This window comes from Methylobacterium sp. 1973, from assembly GCF_040545035.1.
In the GTDB taxonomy this organism is placed as follows: Bacteria; Pseudomonadota; Alphaproteobacteria; order Rhizobiales; family Beijerinckiaceae; genus Methylobacterium; species Methylobacterium fujisawaense.
On the sequence record NZ_JBEPLA010000013.1, the window covers coordinates 64,191 to 80,013 of the forward strand.

14 protein-coding genes are annotated in these 15,823 nt (G+C 70.3%); 8 read left to right on the top strand and 6 right to left on the bottom strand.

Annotated features, from left to right (window positions below; translation table 11 throughout):
- Positions 1-94: 94 nt before the first annotated feature.
- Together ABIC70_RS22205 and ispG are read right to left on the bottom strand one after the other, a co-directional pair.
- Positions 95-2,113: a potassium transporter Kup gene (locus tag ABIC70_RS22205; protein ID WP_043356352.1), complete on the bottom strand. Its 2,019-nt coding sequence runs from the start codon at positions 2,111-2,113 to the stop codon at positions 95-97.
- 429 nt (positions 2,114-2,542) lie between these two features.
- Entirely contained in the window at positions 2,543-3,874 is a 1,332-nt protein-coding gene (gene ispG / locus ABIC70_RS22210) for a flavodoxin-dependent (E)-4-hydroxy-3-methylbut-2-enyl-diphosphate synthase (RefSeq protein ID WP_043356351.1), read from the bottom strand.
- A 373-nt stretch (positions 3,875-4,247) separates the two neighbouring features.
- On the opposite strand from ispG, the gene ABIC70_RS22215 reads away from it, so the two are divergent.
- From ABIC70_RS22215 to deoA, 8 genes are all read left to right on the top strand, one after another.
- Positions 4,248-5,372 (top strand): patatin-like phospholipase family protein, encoded by a 1,125-nt coding sequence (locus ABIC70_RS22215; protein WP_179697213.1) that lies wholly within the window; start codon positions 4,248-4,250, stop codon positions 5,370-5,372.
- A 61-nt stretch (positions 5,373-5,433) separates the two neighbouring features.
- Positions 5,434-5,988: a glutathione peroxidase gene (locus tag ABIC70_RS22220; protein ID WP_043347523.1), complete on the top strand. Its 555-nt coding sequence runs from the start codon at positions 5,434-5,436 to the stop codon at positions 5,986-5,988.
- 58 nt (positions 5,989-6,046) lie between these two features.
- The gene (locus tag ABIC70_RS22225) at positions 6,047-6,682 is read left to right on the top strand and encodes a sigma-70 family RNA polymerase sigma factor (RefSeq protein WP_354441168.1); all 636 of its coding nucleotides are present in this window, start codon (positions 6,047-6,049) and stop codon (positions 6,680-6,682) included.
- A gap of 103 nt (positions 6,683-6,785) precedes the next feature.
- A complete protein-coding gene (locus ABIC70_RS22230; protein WP_043385215.1) occupies positions 6,786-7,544 on the top strand; it encodes an anti-sigma factor in 759 nt (252 codons plus the stop codon).
- Positions 7,545-7,670: 126 nt separating this feature from the next.
- Entirely contained in the window at positions 7,671-8,099 is a 429-nt protein-coding gene (locus ABIC70_RS22235; protein ID WP_051045123.1) for a cytidine deaminase, read from the top strand.
- Positions 8,092-8,916: a purine-nucleoside phosphorylase gene (locus ABIC70_RS22240; protein ID WP_274926726.1), complete on the top strand. Its 825-nt coding sequence runs from the start codon at positions 8,092-8,094 to the stop codon at positions 8,914-8,916. Before ABIC70_RS22235 ends, ABIC70_RS22240 begins: the two co-directional genes overlap by 8 nt.
- Entirely contained in the window at positions 8,909-9,640 is a 732-nt protein-coding gene (gene deoC / locus ABIC70_RS22245) for a deoxyribose-phosphate aldolase (RefSeq protein ID WP_354441170.1), read from the top strand. Before ABIC70_RS22240 ends, deoC begins: the two co-directional genes overlap by 8 nt.
- Before the next feature lie 2 nt (positions 9,641-9,642).
- Complete coding sequence (gene deoA / locus ABIC70_RS22250; protein ID WP_354441172.1) at positions 9,643-10,941, top strand: thymidine phosphorylase; 1,299 nt, start codon at positions 9,643-9,645, stop codon at positions 10,939-10,941.
- 57 nt (positions 10,942-10,998) lie between these two features.
- Here deoA and ABIC70_RS22255 read toward each other — a convergent pair whose 3' ends face one another.
- From ABIC70_RS22255 to dnaK, 4 genes are all read right to left on the bottom strand, one after another.
- Positions 10,999-11,319, bottom strand: coding sequence for a hypothetical protein (locus ABIC70_RS22255; protein WP_354441174.1), 321 nt, complete (start codon positions 11,317-11,319; stop codon positions 10,999-11,001).
- 109 nt (positions 11,320-11,428) lie between these two features.
- Complete coding sequence (locus ABIC70_RS22260) at positions 11,429-12,067, bottom strand: class I SAM-dependent methyltransferase (protein WP_043357854.1); 639 nt, start codon at positions 12,065-12,067, stop codon at positions 11,429-11,431.
- Between the two features lie 139 nt (positions 12,068-12,206).
- Entirely contained in the window at positions 12,207-13,355 is a 1,149-nt protein-coding gene (gene dnaJ, locus ABIC70_RS22265; RefSeq protein ID WP_043357852.1) for a molecular chaperone DnaJ, read from the bottom strand.
- Between the two features lie 317 nt (positions 13,356-13,672).
- Positions 13,673-15,586 carry a molecular chaperone DnaK gene (dnaK, locus tag ABIC70_RS22270; RefSeq protein ID WP_043357850.1) on the bottom strand — a complete coding sequence of 638 codons (1,914 nt, stop codon included), beginning with the start codon at positions 15,584-15,586 and terminating at the stop codon, positions 13,673-13,675.
- Positions 15,587-15,823 lie beyond the last annotated feature (237 nt).

Below are 15,823 nucleotides of genomic sequence, written 5' to 3' on the forward strand. Positions count from 1 at the left end.
CTTCCGGCGCTCGAGCCGGACCGCGCCGGGAATGTCCGCCACCGGCCCGCGGATCGTCAGGATGCGCGTGCCGATGACCATGGCGGCGTGGTCCTCACACCGTGACCTGCGTGCCGACCTCCACGACCCGCCCAGTGGGGATCTGGAAGAAGTCCGTGGCGTCGTTCGCGTTCTTGGCGAGGGTGATGAAGATCCGGTCCTGCCAGAGCGGCATGCCCGAATGCGCCGCCGGCCGGATCGAGCGGCGCGACAGGAAGAACGACGTCGCCATGATGTCGAACTTGAAGCCCTGGCGGCGCAGCAGCACCAGCGTCTTCGGGATGTTCGGCGTCTCCATGTAGCCGAACTTCATCACGACCCGGTAGAAATGCGGGCCCACCGGCTCGATCCGCACCTTGTCGGCCTCGTTGGAGCGGGGCGTGTCCACCGTCTCGACGGTGAGGATCACGTTCTTCTCGTGCAGCACCTTGTTGTGCTTGAGGTTGTGCAGGAGCGCGGCCGGGGCGATCTCGGGATCGCTCGTCAGGAACACCGCGGTGCCGCGCACGTGGTGGGGCGGGCTCTTCTCCAGCATGCCGACCAGTTCCACGAGCGGCACGTCGGTCTTGCGGGTCTTGTTGAACAGGATCGTGACGCCCCGCACCCAGGTCCACATCAGGATGATGAGGCCGCCGGCGAGCAGCAGCGGCACGTAGCCCCCTTCCACCACCTTGATCAGGTTTGACAGCAGGAACAGGAACTCCAGGACGATGAAGGGCAGCATCACGGCGGCCGCCGCCACCGGCGACCATTTCCACATGCGCCACATCACCAGGAAGGTCAGCGAGGCGGTGAGCAGCATCGTGCCGGTCACCGCGATGCCGTAGGCCGAGGCCAGCGACGAGGAGGTCTTGAACAGCACCGCCAGCAGGACGACACCCACCATCAGCAGCCCGTTGATCTGCGGCAGATAGATCTGCCCGGCATGCGACTCGGAGGTATGGCGGATCTCCAGTCGCGGCAGCAGGCCGAGCTGGATCGCCTGCCGGGACAACGAGAAGGCGCCGGTGATCACCGCCTGGCTCGCCACCACGGTGGCGATCGTGGCGAGGATCACCATCGGCAGCAGGCCCCAGGCCGGCACCAGCTGGAAGAACGGGTCGGCGGTGTCGGGCTTCTCCAGCACCAGGGCCGCCTGCCCGAGATAGTTGAGGGCGAGCGCCGGGAAGACGAGGCCGATCCAGGCCAGCTGGATCGGCTTGCGGCCGAAATGGCCGAGATCGGCAAACAGCGCCTCGGCCCCGGTCACCGCCAGGAACACCGCGCCCAAGGCCACCAGCGCCCCGGTGCCATGGCCGAGCAGGTAGTTCACGGCGTGCCAGGGATTGACGGCGCGGAACACCTCCGGGTGCAGGCCGATATGCGGCAGTGCCGCCAGCGCCATGGCGAGGAACCACACGATGGTCACCGGCCCGAAGAAGGCCGCGACCTTGCCGGTGCCGCGGTTCTGCACGAGGAACAGCGCCACGATGATCACCACGGTGATCGGCAGCACGTAATCGTCGAGGGCGGGGGTGACGAGCTTCAGGCCCTCCACCGCCGAGAGCACCGAGATCGCCGGGGTGATCACCGCGTCGCCGTAGAACAGCGAGGCGCCCATCAATCCCAGCATGAACACGATGCGCGAGCCGCCCAGCGCCTTCCGGGCGAGCGCCATCAGCGAGAGGATGCCGCCCTCGCCGTTGTTGTCCATGCGCAGCAGGATCGCGACGTATTTCACGGTCACGATCATGAACAGCGCCCAGAGGATCAGCGAGACGGTGCCGATCACCTCCTCGGGCAGCAGGATGCCGTCGGTGCGGGCGGGGACCAGCGCCTCGCGGAAGGCGTAGAGCGGGCTGGTGCCGATATCCCCGTAGACGACGCCGACGGAGCCGACGAGGAGCGTCCAGAAGCCGGCATGGCCGTGGCGCGTCTCCGCCTTCTCGGGGGCATCGAGGGTGCCGGAGGTCGCCGGCCCGTGCATGGGCGTCTGGCCGGTCGTCTCGTCGGACGCCGCGGCGGCCTCCCGCGCGGCGTCGGGCGCTGCGGGCGCGGGCTGGGCTGCTACGCCGGGTGCGAAGTTGTGGCTCATGGGGATGTCGGAAGCTCGGGCGTGGCCGGCGCTTCGCGGTTCGGCTCAGGGGCCAGTCGGGGCCGGGCAGAACACGCGAACACTCCGCCGAACCGTGCGGGCCGGCCACCGGGCCGACCGCTCGCGGGATCGTGTGGCCTTGCTATCATGCCCTCGTGCGGCCGGAAACCGTGTGCCTCTGCGAAGATCGCGGAGCTGGGTCTCGGTGCGATTCAGGTCCGAATGCGATGCGCCGGAGGCGCGACACGCTCGCATGCCGACCCGATGCGCCGATGGATCAAGCGCCTGAACCGACGCGGGTTCTTGTTTCCGGGCCCGCTCGCGGAGCCCCGGAATGCCGGTGCGGTGGGAGGCGTCCTCTCGGGCGAGGACAGACTTCACCGAGCCGCGACGGGAGCGGGCCGGGGGTGTTTACCCCCGCACCGCGCCTCACTCGGCGGCGGTGCGCGTCCCGCCCTGCTGACCGAATCGGCGCTGGATGTAGTCGATCACGATCGTCTCGAAATCCTTGGCCAGCGTCGGGCCGCGCAGGGTCATGGCCTTCTTGCCGTCGATGAAGACCGGCGCGGTCGGGGTCTCGCCGGTGCCGGGCAGCGAGATGCCGATATCGGCATGCTTCGATTCGCCCGGGCCGTTCACGATGCAGCCCATCACGGCGACGTTCAGCCCCTCGACGCCCGGATAGGACTTCTTCCACTCCGGCATGGAGGTAACGATCCAGTTCTGGATGTCCCGGGCGAGTTCCTGGAAGGTGGTCGAGGTCGTGCGACCGCAGCCCGGGCAGGCCGCCACCATCGGCACGAAGGTGCGGAACCCCATCGTCTGCAGGAGTTCCTGGCTGGCCTTGACCTCGACGGTCCGGTCGCCGCCGGGCTCTGGGGTGAGCGAGTAGCGGATCGTGTCGCCGATGCCCTCCTGGAGGAGCACGCCGATGGCGGCGGAGGCGGCCACGAGCCCCTTCGAGCCCATGCCGGCCTCGGTGAGGCCGAGATGGATCGCGTAATCCGAACGGCGCGCCACCTCGCGGTAGACGGCGATCAGGTCCTGCACGGCCGAGACCTTGGCCGAGAGGATGATCTTGTTCTGCGGCAGGCCGAGTTCCACGGCGCGGTCGGCCGAGCTGATCGCCGAGCGGACCATCGCCTCGCGCATCACCGCCCGGGCATCGATCGGCCGCGGCGCCTTGGCGTTCTCGTCCATCAGGTGGGTGAGCAGCTCGCCGTCGAGCGAGCCCCAGTTGGCGCCGATCCGCACGGTCTTGTTGTGCTTGATCGCCTGCTCGATGATCGCCGAGAACTGGGTGTCCTTCTTGTCCTTGAAGCCGACGTTCCCGGGATTGATCCGGTACTTGGCGAGCGCCTCGGCGCAGGCCGGGTGGTCGGCGAGCAGCTTGTGGCCGATGTAGTGGAAGTCGCCCACCAGCGGGACGTGGACGCCGATCCGGTCGAGGCGCTCGCGGATCTTCGGCACCGCCGCCGCCGCCTCGTCCCGGTCGACCGTGATGCGCACCAGCTCCGAGCCGACCCGGGCGAGCTGGGCGACCTGCGCCACCGTGGCGTCGATGTCGGCCGTGTCGGTGTTGGTCATCGACTGGACGACGATCGGCGCGCCGCCGCCGACCGTGACCGCGCCTTCGCCCTCGCCGACCGTCACGCCGACGGTGCGGTGGCGCGGCGCGGGGCCGGCGATTTCCGGGCCGCCACCGGCCAGCGGGTTGTCGGCGGCAGGGCTTTCGGAACGGGTGGCTTCCATGACTTCCATCGTGGACCTTCGCGGGCGCGCCTCACGGGACGCCGGAGCCTGAGGGCTGCCGGGTCTGTCCCGGGACACGCTTCGCCGGAACTTCGGGGCTGTCGCGGGTTAGCTGCGGACGACCCGGCGCCGCGTCAAGCCGGCGCCACGCAGGACAGCATCGCGCATGACAGCATCGCGGCTGTCATGTCGTATCCGGGCGCGGATGTCGAGTTTGCTGCACGTCCGCGCGGCGTTTGCCTTCGGCGCCATCGGGATTTCGTCCGCCTCTGTTGCCGATTCGCTCGGGTCGGCGGGGGCGCGGGCCGCGGGCCGCAGGCACGGCCGACGGTTGATGCTGCAATGCAGCATCCCATCTAAGCGGCCGGACCAGGAGGCCGACATGAGCGAGCAATCCGGCGGCGAGCCGCACAATCCGGCCACCGCCGTCCCCGAGTCACCCGTCTCGGACGTGATCGAGGCGCAGTCCGCCCAGGGGTCGGGCCACGTGCTGGCCGGGCCCAAGGCGGAGAAGCCGGTGGCCCTGGCGCTGCAGGGCGGCGGTGCGCACGGCGCCTTCACCTGGGGCGTCCTCGATGCGCTGATCGAAGATGGGCGTCTGGGCTTCGAGGCGGTCACGGGGGCGAGCGCGGGAGCGATGAATGCCGTCGTCCTCGTGGATGGCTGGCTCAAGGGCGGCCCGGACGGAGCCCGCGAGGGTCTGGAGCGGTTCTGGCGCGAGGTCAGCCTCGACGGCGACCTGGGCCCGGCCCAGCGCAACTTCGTCAGCGGCCTGTTCAGCCTGTGGAAGGGCAATCCGGTGGCCGAGTTCTGGGCCAAGATGCTGGCGCCGAGCCCCTACGTGTCGAACCCGCTCAACATCAACCCGCTGCGCAAGGCGCTGGCCGAGCAGGTCGATTTCGACCGCCTGCGCGAGGCCGACACGGCGGGCCTGTTCGTCTCGGCCACCAATGTCTGGACGGGCAAGCTCGCGGTCTTCGAGCGTGAGCGGCTGACCGTCGATCACCTGATGGCTTCGGCCTGCCTGCCCACCGTCTTCCAGGCGGTGGAGATCGACGGCGTGCCTTATTGGGACGGCGGCTATCTCGGCAATCCGCCGCTCTACCCCCTGCATCGCGGCGCCCAGACCCGCGACATCGTGCTCGTCCAGATCAACCCCGTGGAGCGGCGGGAGACCCCGCGCACGGAGGCCGAGATCCGCGACCGGCTGAACGAGATCACCTTCAACGCCAACCTGATGCGGGAATTGCGGGCGATCGACTTCCTCGACGGGCTGATCGAGGAAGGCGTTCTCGGCCAGGGCCAGTATCGCCGGGTCCTGGTGCACCGCATCGACGGGACCGACGCATTGGAGGACTACAACGCCGCCTCCAAGCTCGACGCCCGCTGGACCGTCTTCAAGCGCCTGCGCGACAAGGGCCGCGCCGCCGCGCAAGCCTGGCTCGCGGAGAATTATGACGCAGTCGGCCGAGACTGTACGGTCGACCTGCAGCAGGCATATCAATGAGGTGATCCCCCGTCCGACCTGGCCCGTTGCGGCCGCGGGACGTCCGAGCCGGAGACCTGCCATGACGCTGCTGCGCCGCGAGGCTCTCATCCTGATCGGTGCCGGCCTTGCCGGCACCGCCCGCGCCGCCGAGGCCATGCGGGCCACGGACTTCGCCTTCGAGACGCCCGAGGGCGCGCCGATGCCGCTCTCGGCCTATGCGGGAAAGCCGATCCTGGTGGTCAACACCGCCACGGCCTGCGGCTATGCCGGGCAACTCTCCGGGCTCCAGACGCTTTGGACGCGGTTCGGCGACCGGGGGCTCACGGTCCTGGGCGTGCCCTCGCCGGATTTCGGCAATCAGGAGCCGCTGGACGGGCCGGCCATCGCGGAGGCTGCCCGGAAGAATCACGGCGTCACCTTTCCGCTCACCGCCAAGACCCGGGTGAAGATGCCGGGCGCCCACCCGTTCTACCGCTGGGCAGCGGCCGAGCGCCCGGCCGAGACGCCGCGCTGGAATTTTCACAAGTACTTGATCGCCCGGGACGGCACCCTGGCGGCGGCCTTCGCCACGCAGGTCGAGCCGACGGATCCGCGGGTGATCTCGGGCATCGCGGCAGCCCTCGATCAGGCCTGACATCCGAGACCCGGCCGACAGGCGGGATTAAAAGGCCGCTGCCTCGCGTTTACATCCCATGGCATCGGACAAGAACACGCGCCCGGACCTCCTCGACCTGATGGTGCCCCTGCGGCGCTACGCGCGTTCGCTGACCCGCGACGCGCTGCGGGCCGACGATCTCGTGCACGATACCCTGGTGCGGGCGCTGGAGATGCAGGGCACGCTCCGGCCCAACACCAATCTGCGCACCTGGATGATGACGGTGTTGCACAACGCCTTCATCGACGAGCAGCGCCGCCGGCAGGTCGAGGCCCGTCACGCCGACACGCTGGTGCGGATGACTGAGGACATGGCCCCGCCGGCCCAGGAGGGGCAGGTGCGTCTCGCCCAGATTCGGCAGGCGTTCCTCAAGCTGCCGGAGGAGCAGCGCGCCGCGCTCCATCTCGTCACGCTGGAAGGCATGGCCTACGCCGATGCGGCCGCCGTGCTGGGCATTCCGATCGGCACATTGATGTCCCGTCTCGGCCGCGGCCGGGCGGCCCTGCGGGCCTTCGAAGAGGGGACGCGGGCCGACCGGGCCTCCGGCGAAGGGGAGCCGTCCCGGGCACCCGAGACGCGCCGCGGGCCACCCTCAACCCTCCGGCTCGTCGTGTCCGACGAGGCGAAAAGCGGGTCCAACTGGCACCTCCGACGCGCCGTCGGCGAGAGCTGAGGACCGCTCCGACACAGGTCCGGCGCCTGCGGGCGCCGGTGCCGATTGAACGATTGCGACCGGCGGATCGCCTCCGGGCACGCTGGATTCGAGGACTTTCACGATGATCGATCCGATCACAGACGACGATCTCATCGCCTTTGTCGACGGGCAGATCGACCCGATGCGCCGTCTCGACGTCGAGGCCCATCTCGCGGCCAACCCCGAGGCCGCGGCCCGGGTGATGGCCGAGATGCACGATCGCGACGCCCTGCGGGCCTGTTTCGAGCGCGTTCCCGGGCCCGGGCCGGACCGGAACGTCGTTCTGGCGCGTCGCTTCGACCGGAATTTGCGCTGGCGCCGGGTCGCCTCGCGCCTGAAGCGGGCCGCGGCCATCGCGGTGCTCGTGGGGGCGGGCTGGCTCGCCCATGACGAGATCGGCCGCTTCGGCGTTCCCGACACCCAGGCGGCGACGCCGGACCCGGCCCTGATCGCGGATGCGCGCCAGGCCCGGGTCGTCGCGCAGCTGCGCAAGAGCATGGGTGGCCAAGCCGACGATCCGGTCTACGACCGGCCGCGCCTGCGCTCGGCGACGGGTATCGATCTCCCGGCCCTGCCGGATGGCTGGCGCGTCCGCGACATCCAGGTCTTCCCCGCCCGGCACGGCACCGGGATCGAGGTCGCCCTGGAGGCCGGTCGGTTCGGCGAGGCGTCGCTGTTCGCCACCCGCGGCATCCGCGGCGGTCCGACGACGCTCACCGGCTCGGATGACGGCGACGTCGTGTCGTGGAATGCCGGCGACACGGCCTACGCCCTGAGCGGCCCGCGGGACGACACGGATCTCCGGCAGGCGGCGCGCCTCCTCGGCGCGGCGATCCGCTGACGGCGTCCCGGCGGTACCCGGCCGGAGGGCGCTGACCCCGCCCCGGCCCCTTCGACAGGCCCCCTCGACAGGCCCCCTCGACAGGCCCCCTCGACAGGGCGCCACGGCGGGTGCCAAAGATCGGCCATGCAGGCCGCGGATTCAGCACGGGACGATGACGGGCTCGCCGCCCTGTTCGAGGCCGCCCGGGCGGTGCGTGACCGGGCGCATGCGCCCTATTCCCGCTTCCCGGTCGGTGCGGCGCTCCGCGACGAGCGCGGCGTCATCCATGCCGGCTGCAACGTGGAGAACGCCGCCTACCCGGTCGGGACCTGCGCGGAGGCCGGAGCGATCGCCGCCATGGTGGCGGCCGGAGGCCGGCGCATCGCGGCGATCCTGGTCTGCGGCGACGGCGTCGGCCTGGTGACGCCCTGCGGTGCCTGCCGCCAGCGGATCCGCGAGTTCGCCGGACCGGACACGCCGATTCATGCCGCCGGACCGGGCGGCGTCGCCCGCAGCTTCACCTTGGCGGAGCTGCTGCCGGAATCCTTCGGCCCGGAGACGCTGGGTGAGTGAGGCGGCTGCCTGCGACGCCCTGCGCGACGCCGGTTTCGCAGGACCCTACGCCTGCGCGGTGGTCACCGGCACCGGCCTCGGCGGCATCGCCGCCGCCCTCACGGATGCCATCGTCCTCGACTACGCGGCGATTCCCGGTTTTCCGGGGCCGGGCGTCAGCGGTCACGGCGGCCGGCTGCACCGCGGTCGCCTCGCTGGGCGGCCGGTCCTGATCTTCGAGGGGCGGGCCCACGCCTACGAGCGCGGTGATCCGGCGGTGATGCGGGTGCCCCTCGCTTGCGCCCGGCACCTCGGCGCCCGGCGTCTGCTGCTCACCAACGCCTCCGGATCGCTGCGGCCTGGGACGGGGCCGGGCAGCCTCGTGCTGCTCGCCGACCACATCAACCTGTCCGGCCTGAACCCGCTGATCGGCGAGGCCAGCGACGCCCGGTTCGTGCCGATGACCGCGGCCTACGATCCGGATCTGCGGACGCGGCTGCGCGCGGCGGCGGCGGCCTGTGGCCTGCCCCTCGGGGAGGGGATCTACGCGTGGTTCTCCGGCCCGAGCTTCGAGACGCCCGCGGAGGTCCGGATGGCCGGCATCCTGGGGGCCGACCTCGTGGGCATGTCCACGGTGCCCGAGGTGATCCTCGCCCGATTCCTCGACCTGCCGGTGGCGGCGGTCTCGGTGGTGACGAACCTCGCGGCCGGGATCGCCGGGGGCGCGCCGCACCACGCGGAGACGAAGGCGGTGGCGGCGCGGGCCGCGGAGGATCTCGGCCGCCTGATCCGGGCCTTCGTGGCCCATCTGCCCGATGGAGAGACCGCCGATGACTGAGTCCGAAGCCGGCGCGGTCGCCCGCCGGGCCCTGCCGCTCCTCGACCTCACCGATCTCGGCGAGACCTGCACCGAACCCAGGATCGACGCCCTCTGCCGGGACGCGAAGCGCGGCGGCGTCGCGGCGATCTGCGTCTGGCCGCGCTTCATCGAGCAGGGCGCGCGGGCGCTCGCGGGCACCGGCATCCGGATCGCCACGGTGATCAACTTCCCAGACGGTGGCGAGGATTGCGCCCGCGCCACCGACGACACCGCCGAGGCCCTGCGCGACGGGGCGGACGAGATCGACCTCGTCCTGCCCTACCGCGCCCTGTTGCGGGGCGAGGCGGCGATCGCCCGCGACATGGTGGAGGCGGTGCGCGACACCTGCGGATCCGCGATCCTCAAGGTGATCCTGGAGACGGGCGAGCTCGCCGATCCCGATCGGATCCGGGAGGCCAGCCGGATCGGCCTGGAGGCGGGCGCCGACTTCCTGAAGACCTCCACGGGCAAGAGCGCGGTCTCGGCGACGCCGGAGGCTGCCGAGGCGATGCTGGATGAGATCCGGGCGAGCGGCCGGCCCGCCGGCCTCAAGGTCTCCGGCGGCCTGCGCAGCATTGCCGACGCAGCCACCTACCTGGCTCTTGCCGACCGCCTCATGGGTCCCGCCTGGGTGAATCCCAAGACCTTCCGGCTCGGGGCGAGCAGCCTGTTCGCGGCCTTGATCCAGGCCCGGGAGTCGTGAACGTGCGGCTGCCTCAGGAGACGATCCGGGCCAAGCGCGACGGCCTTCCCCTCGACCCGGAGGCGATCGACGCCTTCGTCCGTGGCCTCACCGACGGCACGGTGGGGGAGGGGCAGGCGGCGGCTTTCGCCATGGCGGTGTTTTTCCGCGGGCTTTCCCTTCCGGAGCGGGTGGCCCTGACCCGCGCGATGGCCGAGTCGGGCCGCGTTCTCGCCTGGGATCTCCCGGGGCCGGTCCTCGACAAGCACTCGACCGGCGGCGTCGGCGACGCGGTGAGCCTGCCGCTGGCGCCGATGGTCGCGGCCTGCGGCGGCTACGTGCCGATGATCTCGGGGCGCGGCCTCGGCCATACAGGCGGGACGCTGGACAAGCTCGGCAGTATTCCGGGCTATGACGCGACGCCCGGATTGGACGCGTTCCGCAGGGTCGTCCGGGACGTCGGCTGCGCGATCATCGGCCAGACCGCCGACCTCGCCCCGGCCGACCGGCGCCTCTACGCGATCCGCGACGTGACCGGCACGGTCGAGTCCCTCGACCTGATCACCGCCTCGATCCTGTCGAAGAAGCTCGCCGCCGGGCTCGACGGGCTGGTGATGGACGTCAAGCAGGGGGGCGGGGCCTTCATGGCGACGCTGCCGGAGGCGCGGGCCCTGGCCGAGAGCATCGTCACGGTGGCGGAGGGCGCCGGCCTGCGCACCGCCGCGCTGATCACCGACATGGATGCGCCGCTGGCCAGTGCGGCCGGCAACGCCGTCGAGGTCGCCTACGCGATCGCGTATCTGACAGGCGCCCGCCGCGAGCCGCGCTTCCACGCGGTCACGCTGGCACTGGGAGCCGAGATGCTGGTCGTCGGCGGTCTGGCGCCGGACCGCGACAGCGCCGCCGAGCGACTGGAGCAGGCGCTCGCGTCGGGCCGGGCGGCCGATTGCTTCGCCCGCATGGTCAAGGCTCTCGGCGGGCCGGGTGATCTGCTGGAGAGGCCGGCAACCTATCTGCCCGCGGCGCCGGTGCGGCGGCCGGTCCACCAGGATGGGACCGTTGCGGCGGTCGCCACACGGGCCCTCGGCCTGGCGGTGATCGGGCTCGGTGGCGGGCGGACGCAGCCGGGGGACTCCATCGATCCGCGTGTGGGCTTCACGGATCTCGCCGGCCCCGGTGCGTCCGGTGGCCTGCTGGGGGTCGTCCACGCCGCCGATGAGGCCTCGGCGGATCGCGCGGAGGCTGCCTTGCGCGCCGCCTACCGGATCGGCGACGCGCCGTCGGAGCGGCCGCCCGTCATCGAACGGGTGAGGGCGGCATGAGGGCCGGCGTGAGGGCCGGCGCGCGCCCCGCCTGAGCGAGACGCACGCCGTCAGTGCTTACCAGCGGCCGTAGCCGTGGCGATGGCCCCAGCCGCCGTGATGGTGGTGACGCGGGCCGAAGCCATGGTTGCGCCAGCCGTAATGGCGTCCCCGTCCCCAGCCGCCATGATGATGATGGCGCGGACCGAAGCCATGGTGGCCCCAGCCGCCGTGACGGGGACCGTAGCCGTAGCCATACTGGACGGTCTGGATGTCCCCGCTGTCAGCCTGAAGCCCGGCGTCGAGGCTCAGCGGAGCGGCCATGGCCGGGGCCGCAAAGGCCAGCCCGCCGAAGGCAAGGGCGGCTGCAAAGCGGGTCCGTGCAGTCTTGGTGAACATCGGCGCTTTCCTGTTCCACGCCGGCCGCGTTGGCGCGTCCGGCCGTGTCTCAGGTATGTGCCTTTCAAGTTGACGCAAACGTGACCTGTTCGCTCAGGCCGTGTTCATGTCAGGGTCGGCGATAGACCCAGACCCGGGCCGGGGGCAGGTTCAGCCAGACCCGGTTGGAACGGTCGGCGGTATAGCTGCCGGCTTCGCAACGGGCCGGGATCGGCGGCACGACCGCGTAGGTGAACTGCACGAACGGAGCCCCCGGCCGCATCAGGTCGTGGGCGGTGTTGAGCAGGTCCAGCCGCTGCTCCAACGGCTTGGTGAACAGCGGCAGGCTCGAGATCGTGGCCGCCGCGGGCTGCGTCAGCACGTCCTGAAGGCTCGCCCGCATGTTGTAGGCATCGCCCTGAATGACCCGCACACCGGGGAAGCGGTGGGTCAGGAGGCGGCAGAAATCGGGATTGAATTCCACGAGGATCAGGCGCTCCGGCGCAACGCCGCGCCGGATCAGCGCTTCGGTCACGGGACCGGTGCCGGGGCCGAGTTCGACCACCGGTCCTTCCAGGCGCGGGTCGACATAGGCGGCCATGGTGCGCGCGAGCATCTTGCCCGACGGCGTCACCGCACCCGTGACGAGGGGCCGCTCGAGCCACGAACGCAGGAACCGGGCCTCGTCCTCCAGGGGGTCGCGCCGCGGCCCGAAAATCGCGCTCCTGCCGACAGGAGCCTTCGCGTTGGGACGGCGGAGCGGCGGCAAGTCCTGGATTCCTTGATGCCGAATGAGAATGAAAGGCTGAAGAACGGCGTTGTCTTACAGTCAAGGCGGCGCGTCGCCTAGGGGACCCAAGCCACGCCGGCCGCTTGCATAACGGGTCTTCCCAGGATTCGGATCCGGCTCACGGCCGGACCGCGCCCCCGAAGAAGTCTCGGACCTTCGAGAAGAAGCCGGCGGATTCGGGATGATTCTCCGGCGAGGCCGACTGATCGAACTCCTGGAGCAGCTCGCGCTGGCGCTTGGTCAGGTTCTGCGGGGTCTCGACGAAGACCTGGATGTAGAGATCGCCGACCTCCCGCGAGCGGAGCACCGGCATGCCCTTGCCCTTGATGCGGAACTGCTTGGCGGTCTGCGTGCCCGCAGGGATGCGCACCTGCGTCTGCGAGCCGTCGATCACCGGCACGGTGATCTCGCCCGAGAGGGCGGCCGTCACCATCGAGATCGGCACCCGGCAGAACAGGTCGGCCCCGTCGCGCTGGAAGAATTCGTGCTGCTTGATCGACAGGAAGACGTAGAGGTCGCCGGCCGGCCCGCCGCGCAGGCCGCTCTCGCCCTCGCCGGCGAGTCGGATGCGCAGGCCGTCATCGACCCCCGCGGGCACGTTGATGGAGAGGGTGCGCTCGCGGTTGACGCGGCCCGCGCCCTGGCAGGACGTGCAGGGATCGTCGACGATCTCGCCGCGGCCGTGGCAGTTCGGACAGGTACGCTCGATGGCGAAGAAGCCCTGGGCGGCCCGGACGCGGCCGTAGCCCGCGCAGGTCGGGCAGGTCCGGGGCTTCGAGCCCGGCTTGGCGCCCGAGCCGTCACAGGCCTCACAGGTCACCGAGGTCGGGATCCGGATGGTCTCGGCCTTGCCGGTGAAGGCCTCCTCCAGGGTGATCTCGAGGTTGTAGCGCAGATCCGCCCCGCGCTCGCGGCCCGGTGTGCCGCCGCGCCCGCGCGCGCCGCCGCCGCCGCCGCGGCCGTCACCGAAGAAATTGTCGAAGATATCCGACATGAAGTCGCCGAACTCGTTGCCGAATCCGGGACCGCCGCCCCCGCCCTGGCTGAAGGCCGCGTGGCCGAACCGGTCGTAGGCGGCACGCTTCTGGCCGTCGGAGAGGCACTGATAGGCCTCGTTGATCTCCTTGAACTTGATCTCGGCGTCCTTGTCGCCGGGATTGCGGTCGGGATGAAAGGTCATCGCGAGCTTGCGGAAGGCGACCTTCATCTCGCTTTCCGTGGCGGTCTTGGTGACCCCCAGGATCTCGTAATAGTCCCGCTTCGACATCCCAACCCGTCTCCGGACAATCCATCCGCGCCCTGTCTCGGGGCGCGGCGCGGCCGCCTCGCAGGAGGCGTCCAGACGGCGCCGTGATCCCTGGACCCCGCCGCGCCGACGCCCGCCGCGGCGGGGCTTCGGGACGCGGGTTTGCGCAGGATGTGCGGACCGATGCACGTCGCGATTCGCGCTCTAGCACGGGCCGGCAGCCCGCGGCTCCGATCCGGGCGATATCCCGCGTCCTGCGGCGCCTGCGCAACAGCGCGTGTAAAGCAAAGGCGGGGCCGGATCGCTCCGGCCCCGCACGGTCGTTTCCGACCTGCGCCTCAGGCGCGCTTCTTCTGGTCCTTCTCGTCGACCTCCTGGAAGTCGGCGTCGATGACGTCGTCCTTCTTCTCGGAGGCCGCCTCGGCACCGGCGTCGGGGCCCGCCGCCTGATTGGCGGCGTACATGGCCTCGCCGAGCTTCATCGAAGCCTGCATCAGGTCCGTGGTGCGGGCCTTGATGGCTTCGACATCCTCACCCTCGAGGGCGGTCTTGAGCGCGGTCATCGCGGTCTCGATGGCGCCCTTGTCGGCGGCCGGGACCTTGTCGCCGTACTCGGTCACCGACTTCTCGGTGGCGTGGATCAGGCTCTCGCCCTGGTTCTTCACCTCGACCAGCTCGCGGCGCTTCTTGTCGGCCTCGGCATTCGCCTCGGCGTCCTTCACCATCCGGTCGATGTCGGCGTCCGACAGGCCGCCCGAGGCCTGGATGCGGATCTGGTGCTCCTTGTTGGTCGCCTTGTCCTTGGCCGTCACGTTGACGATGCCGTTGGCGTCGATGTCGAAGGTCACCTCGATCTGCGGCATGCCGCGGGGCGCCGGCGGGATGCCGACGAGGTCGAACTGGCCGAGCAGCTTGTTGTCGGCCGCCATCTCGCGCTCGCCCTGGAAGACCCGGATCGTGACGGCGTTCTGGTTGTCCTCCGCCGTCGAGAAGGTCTGGGACTTCTTGGTCGGGATCGTGGTGTTGCGGTCGATGAGCCGGGTGAACACGCCGCCCAGCGTCTCGATGCCCAGCGACAGCGGGGTCACGTCGAGGAGCAGCACGTCCTTGACGTCGCCCTGGAGGACGCCCGCCTGCACGGCGGCGCCGATGGCCACGACCTCATCCGGGTTGACGCCCTTGTGGGGCTCCTTGCCGAAGAAGGACTTCACCACCTCCTGGATCTTCGGCATGCGGATCATGCCGCCGACCAGCACCACCTCGTCGATCTCGGAGGCCGAGACGCCGGCATCCTTGAGCGCCTTGCGGCACGGCTCGATCGTCCGCTGCACCAGATCGTCGACCAGCGACTCGAACTTCGCCCGGCTGAGCTTCAGCGCGAGGTGCTTCGGGCCGGTGTTGTCGGCGGTGATGTAGGGCAGGTTGATCTCGGTCTGGGTGGCCGAGGACAGCTCGATCTTGGCCTTCTCGGCCGCCTCCTTGAGGCGCTGGAGGGCGAGCTTGTCCTTGGTCAGGTCGATGCCCTGCTCCTTCTTGAACTCGGAGGTCAGGTATTCGACGATCCGGTTGTCGAAGTCCTCGCCGCCCAGGAAGGTGTCGCCGTTGGTGGACTTCACCTCGAACACGCCGTCGCCGATCTCAAGGATCGACACGTCGAAGGTGCCGCCGCCGAGGTCGTAGACCGCGATCGTGCCAGCCTTCTTCTTGTCGAGGCCGTAGGCGAGCGCCGCCGCGGTCGGCTCGTTGATGATGCGCAGAACCTCGAGGCCCGCGATCTTGCCGGCATCCTTGGTGGCCTGGCGCTGGGCGTCGTTGAAGTAGGCGGGGACGGTGATGACCGCCTGCGTCACCGGCTGGCCGAGATGGGCCTCCGCGGTCTCCTTCATCTTCTGCAGCGTGAAGGCGGAGATCTGCGACGGCGAATACTTCTTGCCGTCCGCCTCGACCCAGGCGTCGCCGTTGTCGCCGCGGGCGATCTTGTAGGGGACGAGGCCCTTGTCCTTCTGGGTCAGCGGATCGTCGTAGGTGCGGCCGATCAGCCGCTTGATGGCGAAGAACGTGCGCTCGGGGTTCGTGACCGCCTGGCGCTTGGCCGGCTGGCCGACGAGCCGCTCGCCGTCATCCGTGAAGGCGACGATCGACGGCGTGGTGCGCGCGCCTTCCGAATTCTCGATGACCTTGGGCTGCGTGCCATCCATCACGGCCACGCAGGAATTGGTGGTGCCCAGGTCGATGCCGATAACTTTACCCATGGCGGGATCCCTCTTTTCGTCGCGTTCAAGCAGACCGCCGAGCCCCGAAGCAGCTCGGCCCATGGCGGTGTACGGAGGTGATGTGAGTATGGGACCCGGGCCGGATCAAGGGCCGTGAACGGCTGAAACCCAGCGCGCAATCCCGCGTCGAGGGCGATATAAGAACCCCGTTCCGGGCTCGCAAGGCGAAGCCTGCGCGGCGGCATTCATCCCGCACAGGCGCGCCATATCCTTGTC

Excerpts from the sequence above, each read along its gene's own strand:
- ABIC70_RS22205 (WP_043356352.1), bottom strand. The coding sequence starts at position 2,113 with ATGAGCCACAACTTCGCACCCGGCGTAGCAGCCCAGCCCGCGCCCGCA.
- ispG (WP_043356351.1), bottom strand. The coding sequence starts at position 3,874 with ATGGAAGTCATGGAAGCCACCCGTTCCGAAAGCCCTGCCGCCGACAAC.
- ABIC70_RS22215 (WP_179697213.1), top strand. The coding sequence starts at position 4,248 with ATGAGCGAGCAATCCGGCGGCGAGCCGCACAATCCGGCCACCGCCGTC.
- ABIC70_RS22220 (WP_043347523.1), top strand. The coding sequence starts at position 5,434 with ATGACGCTGCTGCGCCGCGAGGCTCTCATCCTGATCGGTGCCGGCCTT.
- ABIC70_RS22225 (WP_354441168.1), top strand. The coding sequence starts at position 6,047 with ATGGCATCGGACAAGAACACGCGCCCGGACCTCCTCGACCTGATGGTG.
- ABIC70_RS22230 (WP_043385215.1), top strand. The coding sequence starts at position 6,786 with ATGATCGATCCGATCACAGACGACGATCTCATCGCCTTTGTCGACGGG.
- ABIC70_RS22235 (WP_051045123.1), top strand. The coding sequence starts at position 7,671 with ATGCAGGCCGCGGATTCAGCACGGGACGATGACGGGCTCGCCGCCCTG.
- deoC (WP_354441170.1), top strand. The coding sequence starts at position 8,909 with ATGACTGAGTCCGAAGCCGGCGCGGTCGCCCGCCGGGCCCTGCCGCTC.
- ABIC70_RS22255 (WP_354441174.1), bottom strand. The coding sequence starts at position 11,319 with ATGTTCACCAAGACTGCACGGACCCGCTTTGCAGCCGCCCTTGCCTTC.
- dnaJ (WP_043357852.1), bottom strand. The coding sequence starts at position 13,355 with ATGTCGAAGCGGGACTATTACGAGATCCTGGGGGTCACCAAGACCGCC.
- dnaK (WP_043357850.1), bottom strand. The coding sequence starts at position 15,586 with ATGGGTAAAGTTATCGGCATCGACCTGGGCACCACCAATTCCTGCGTG.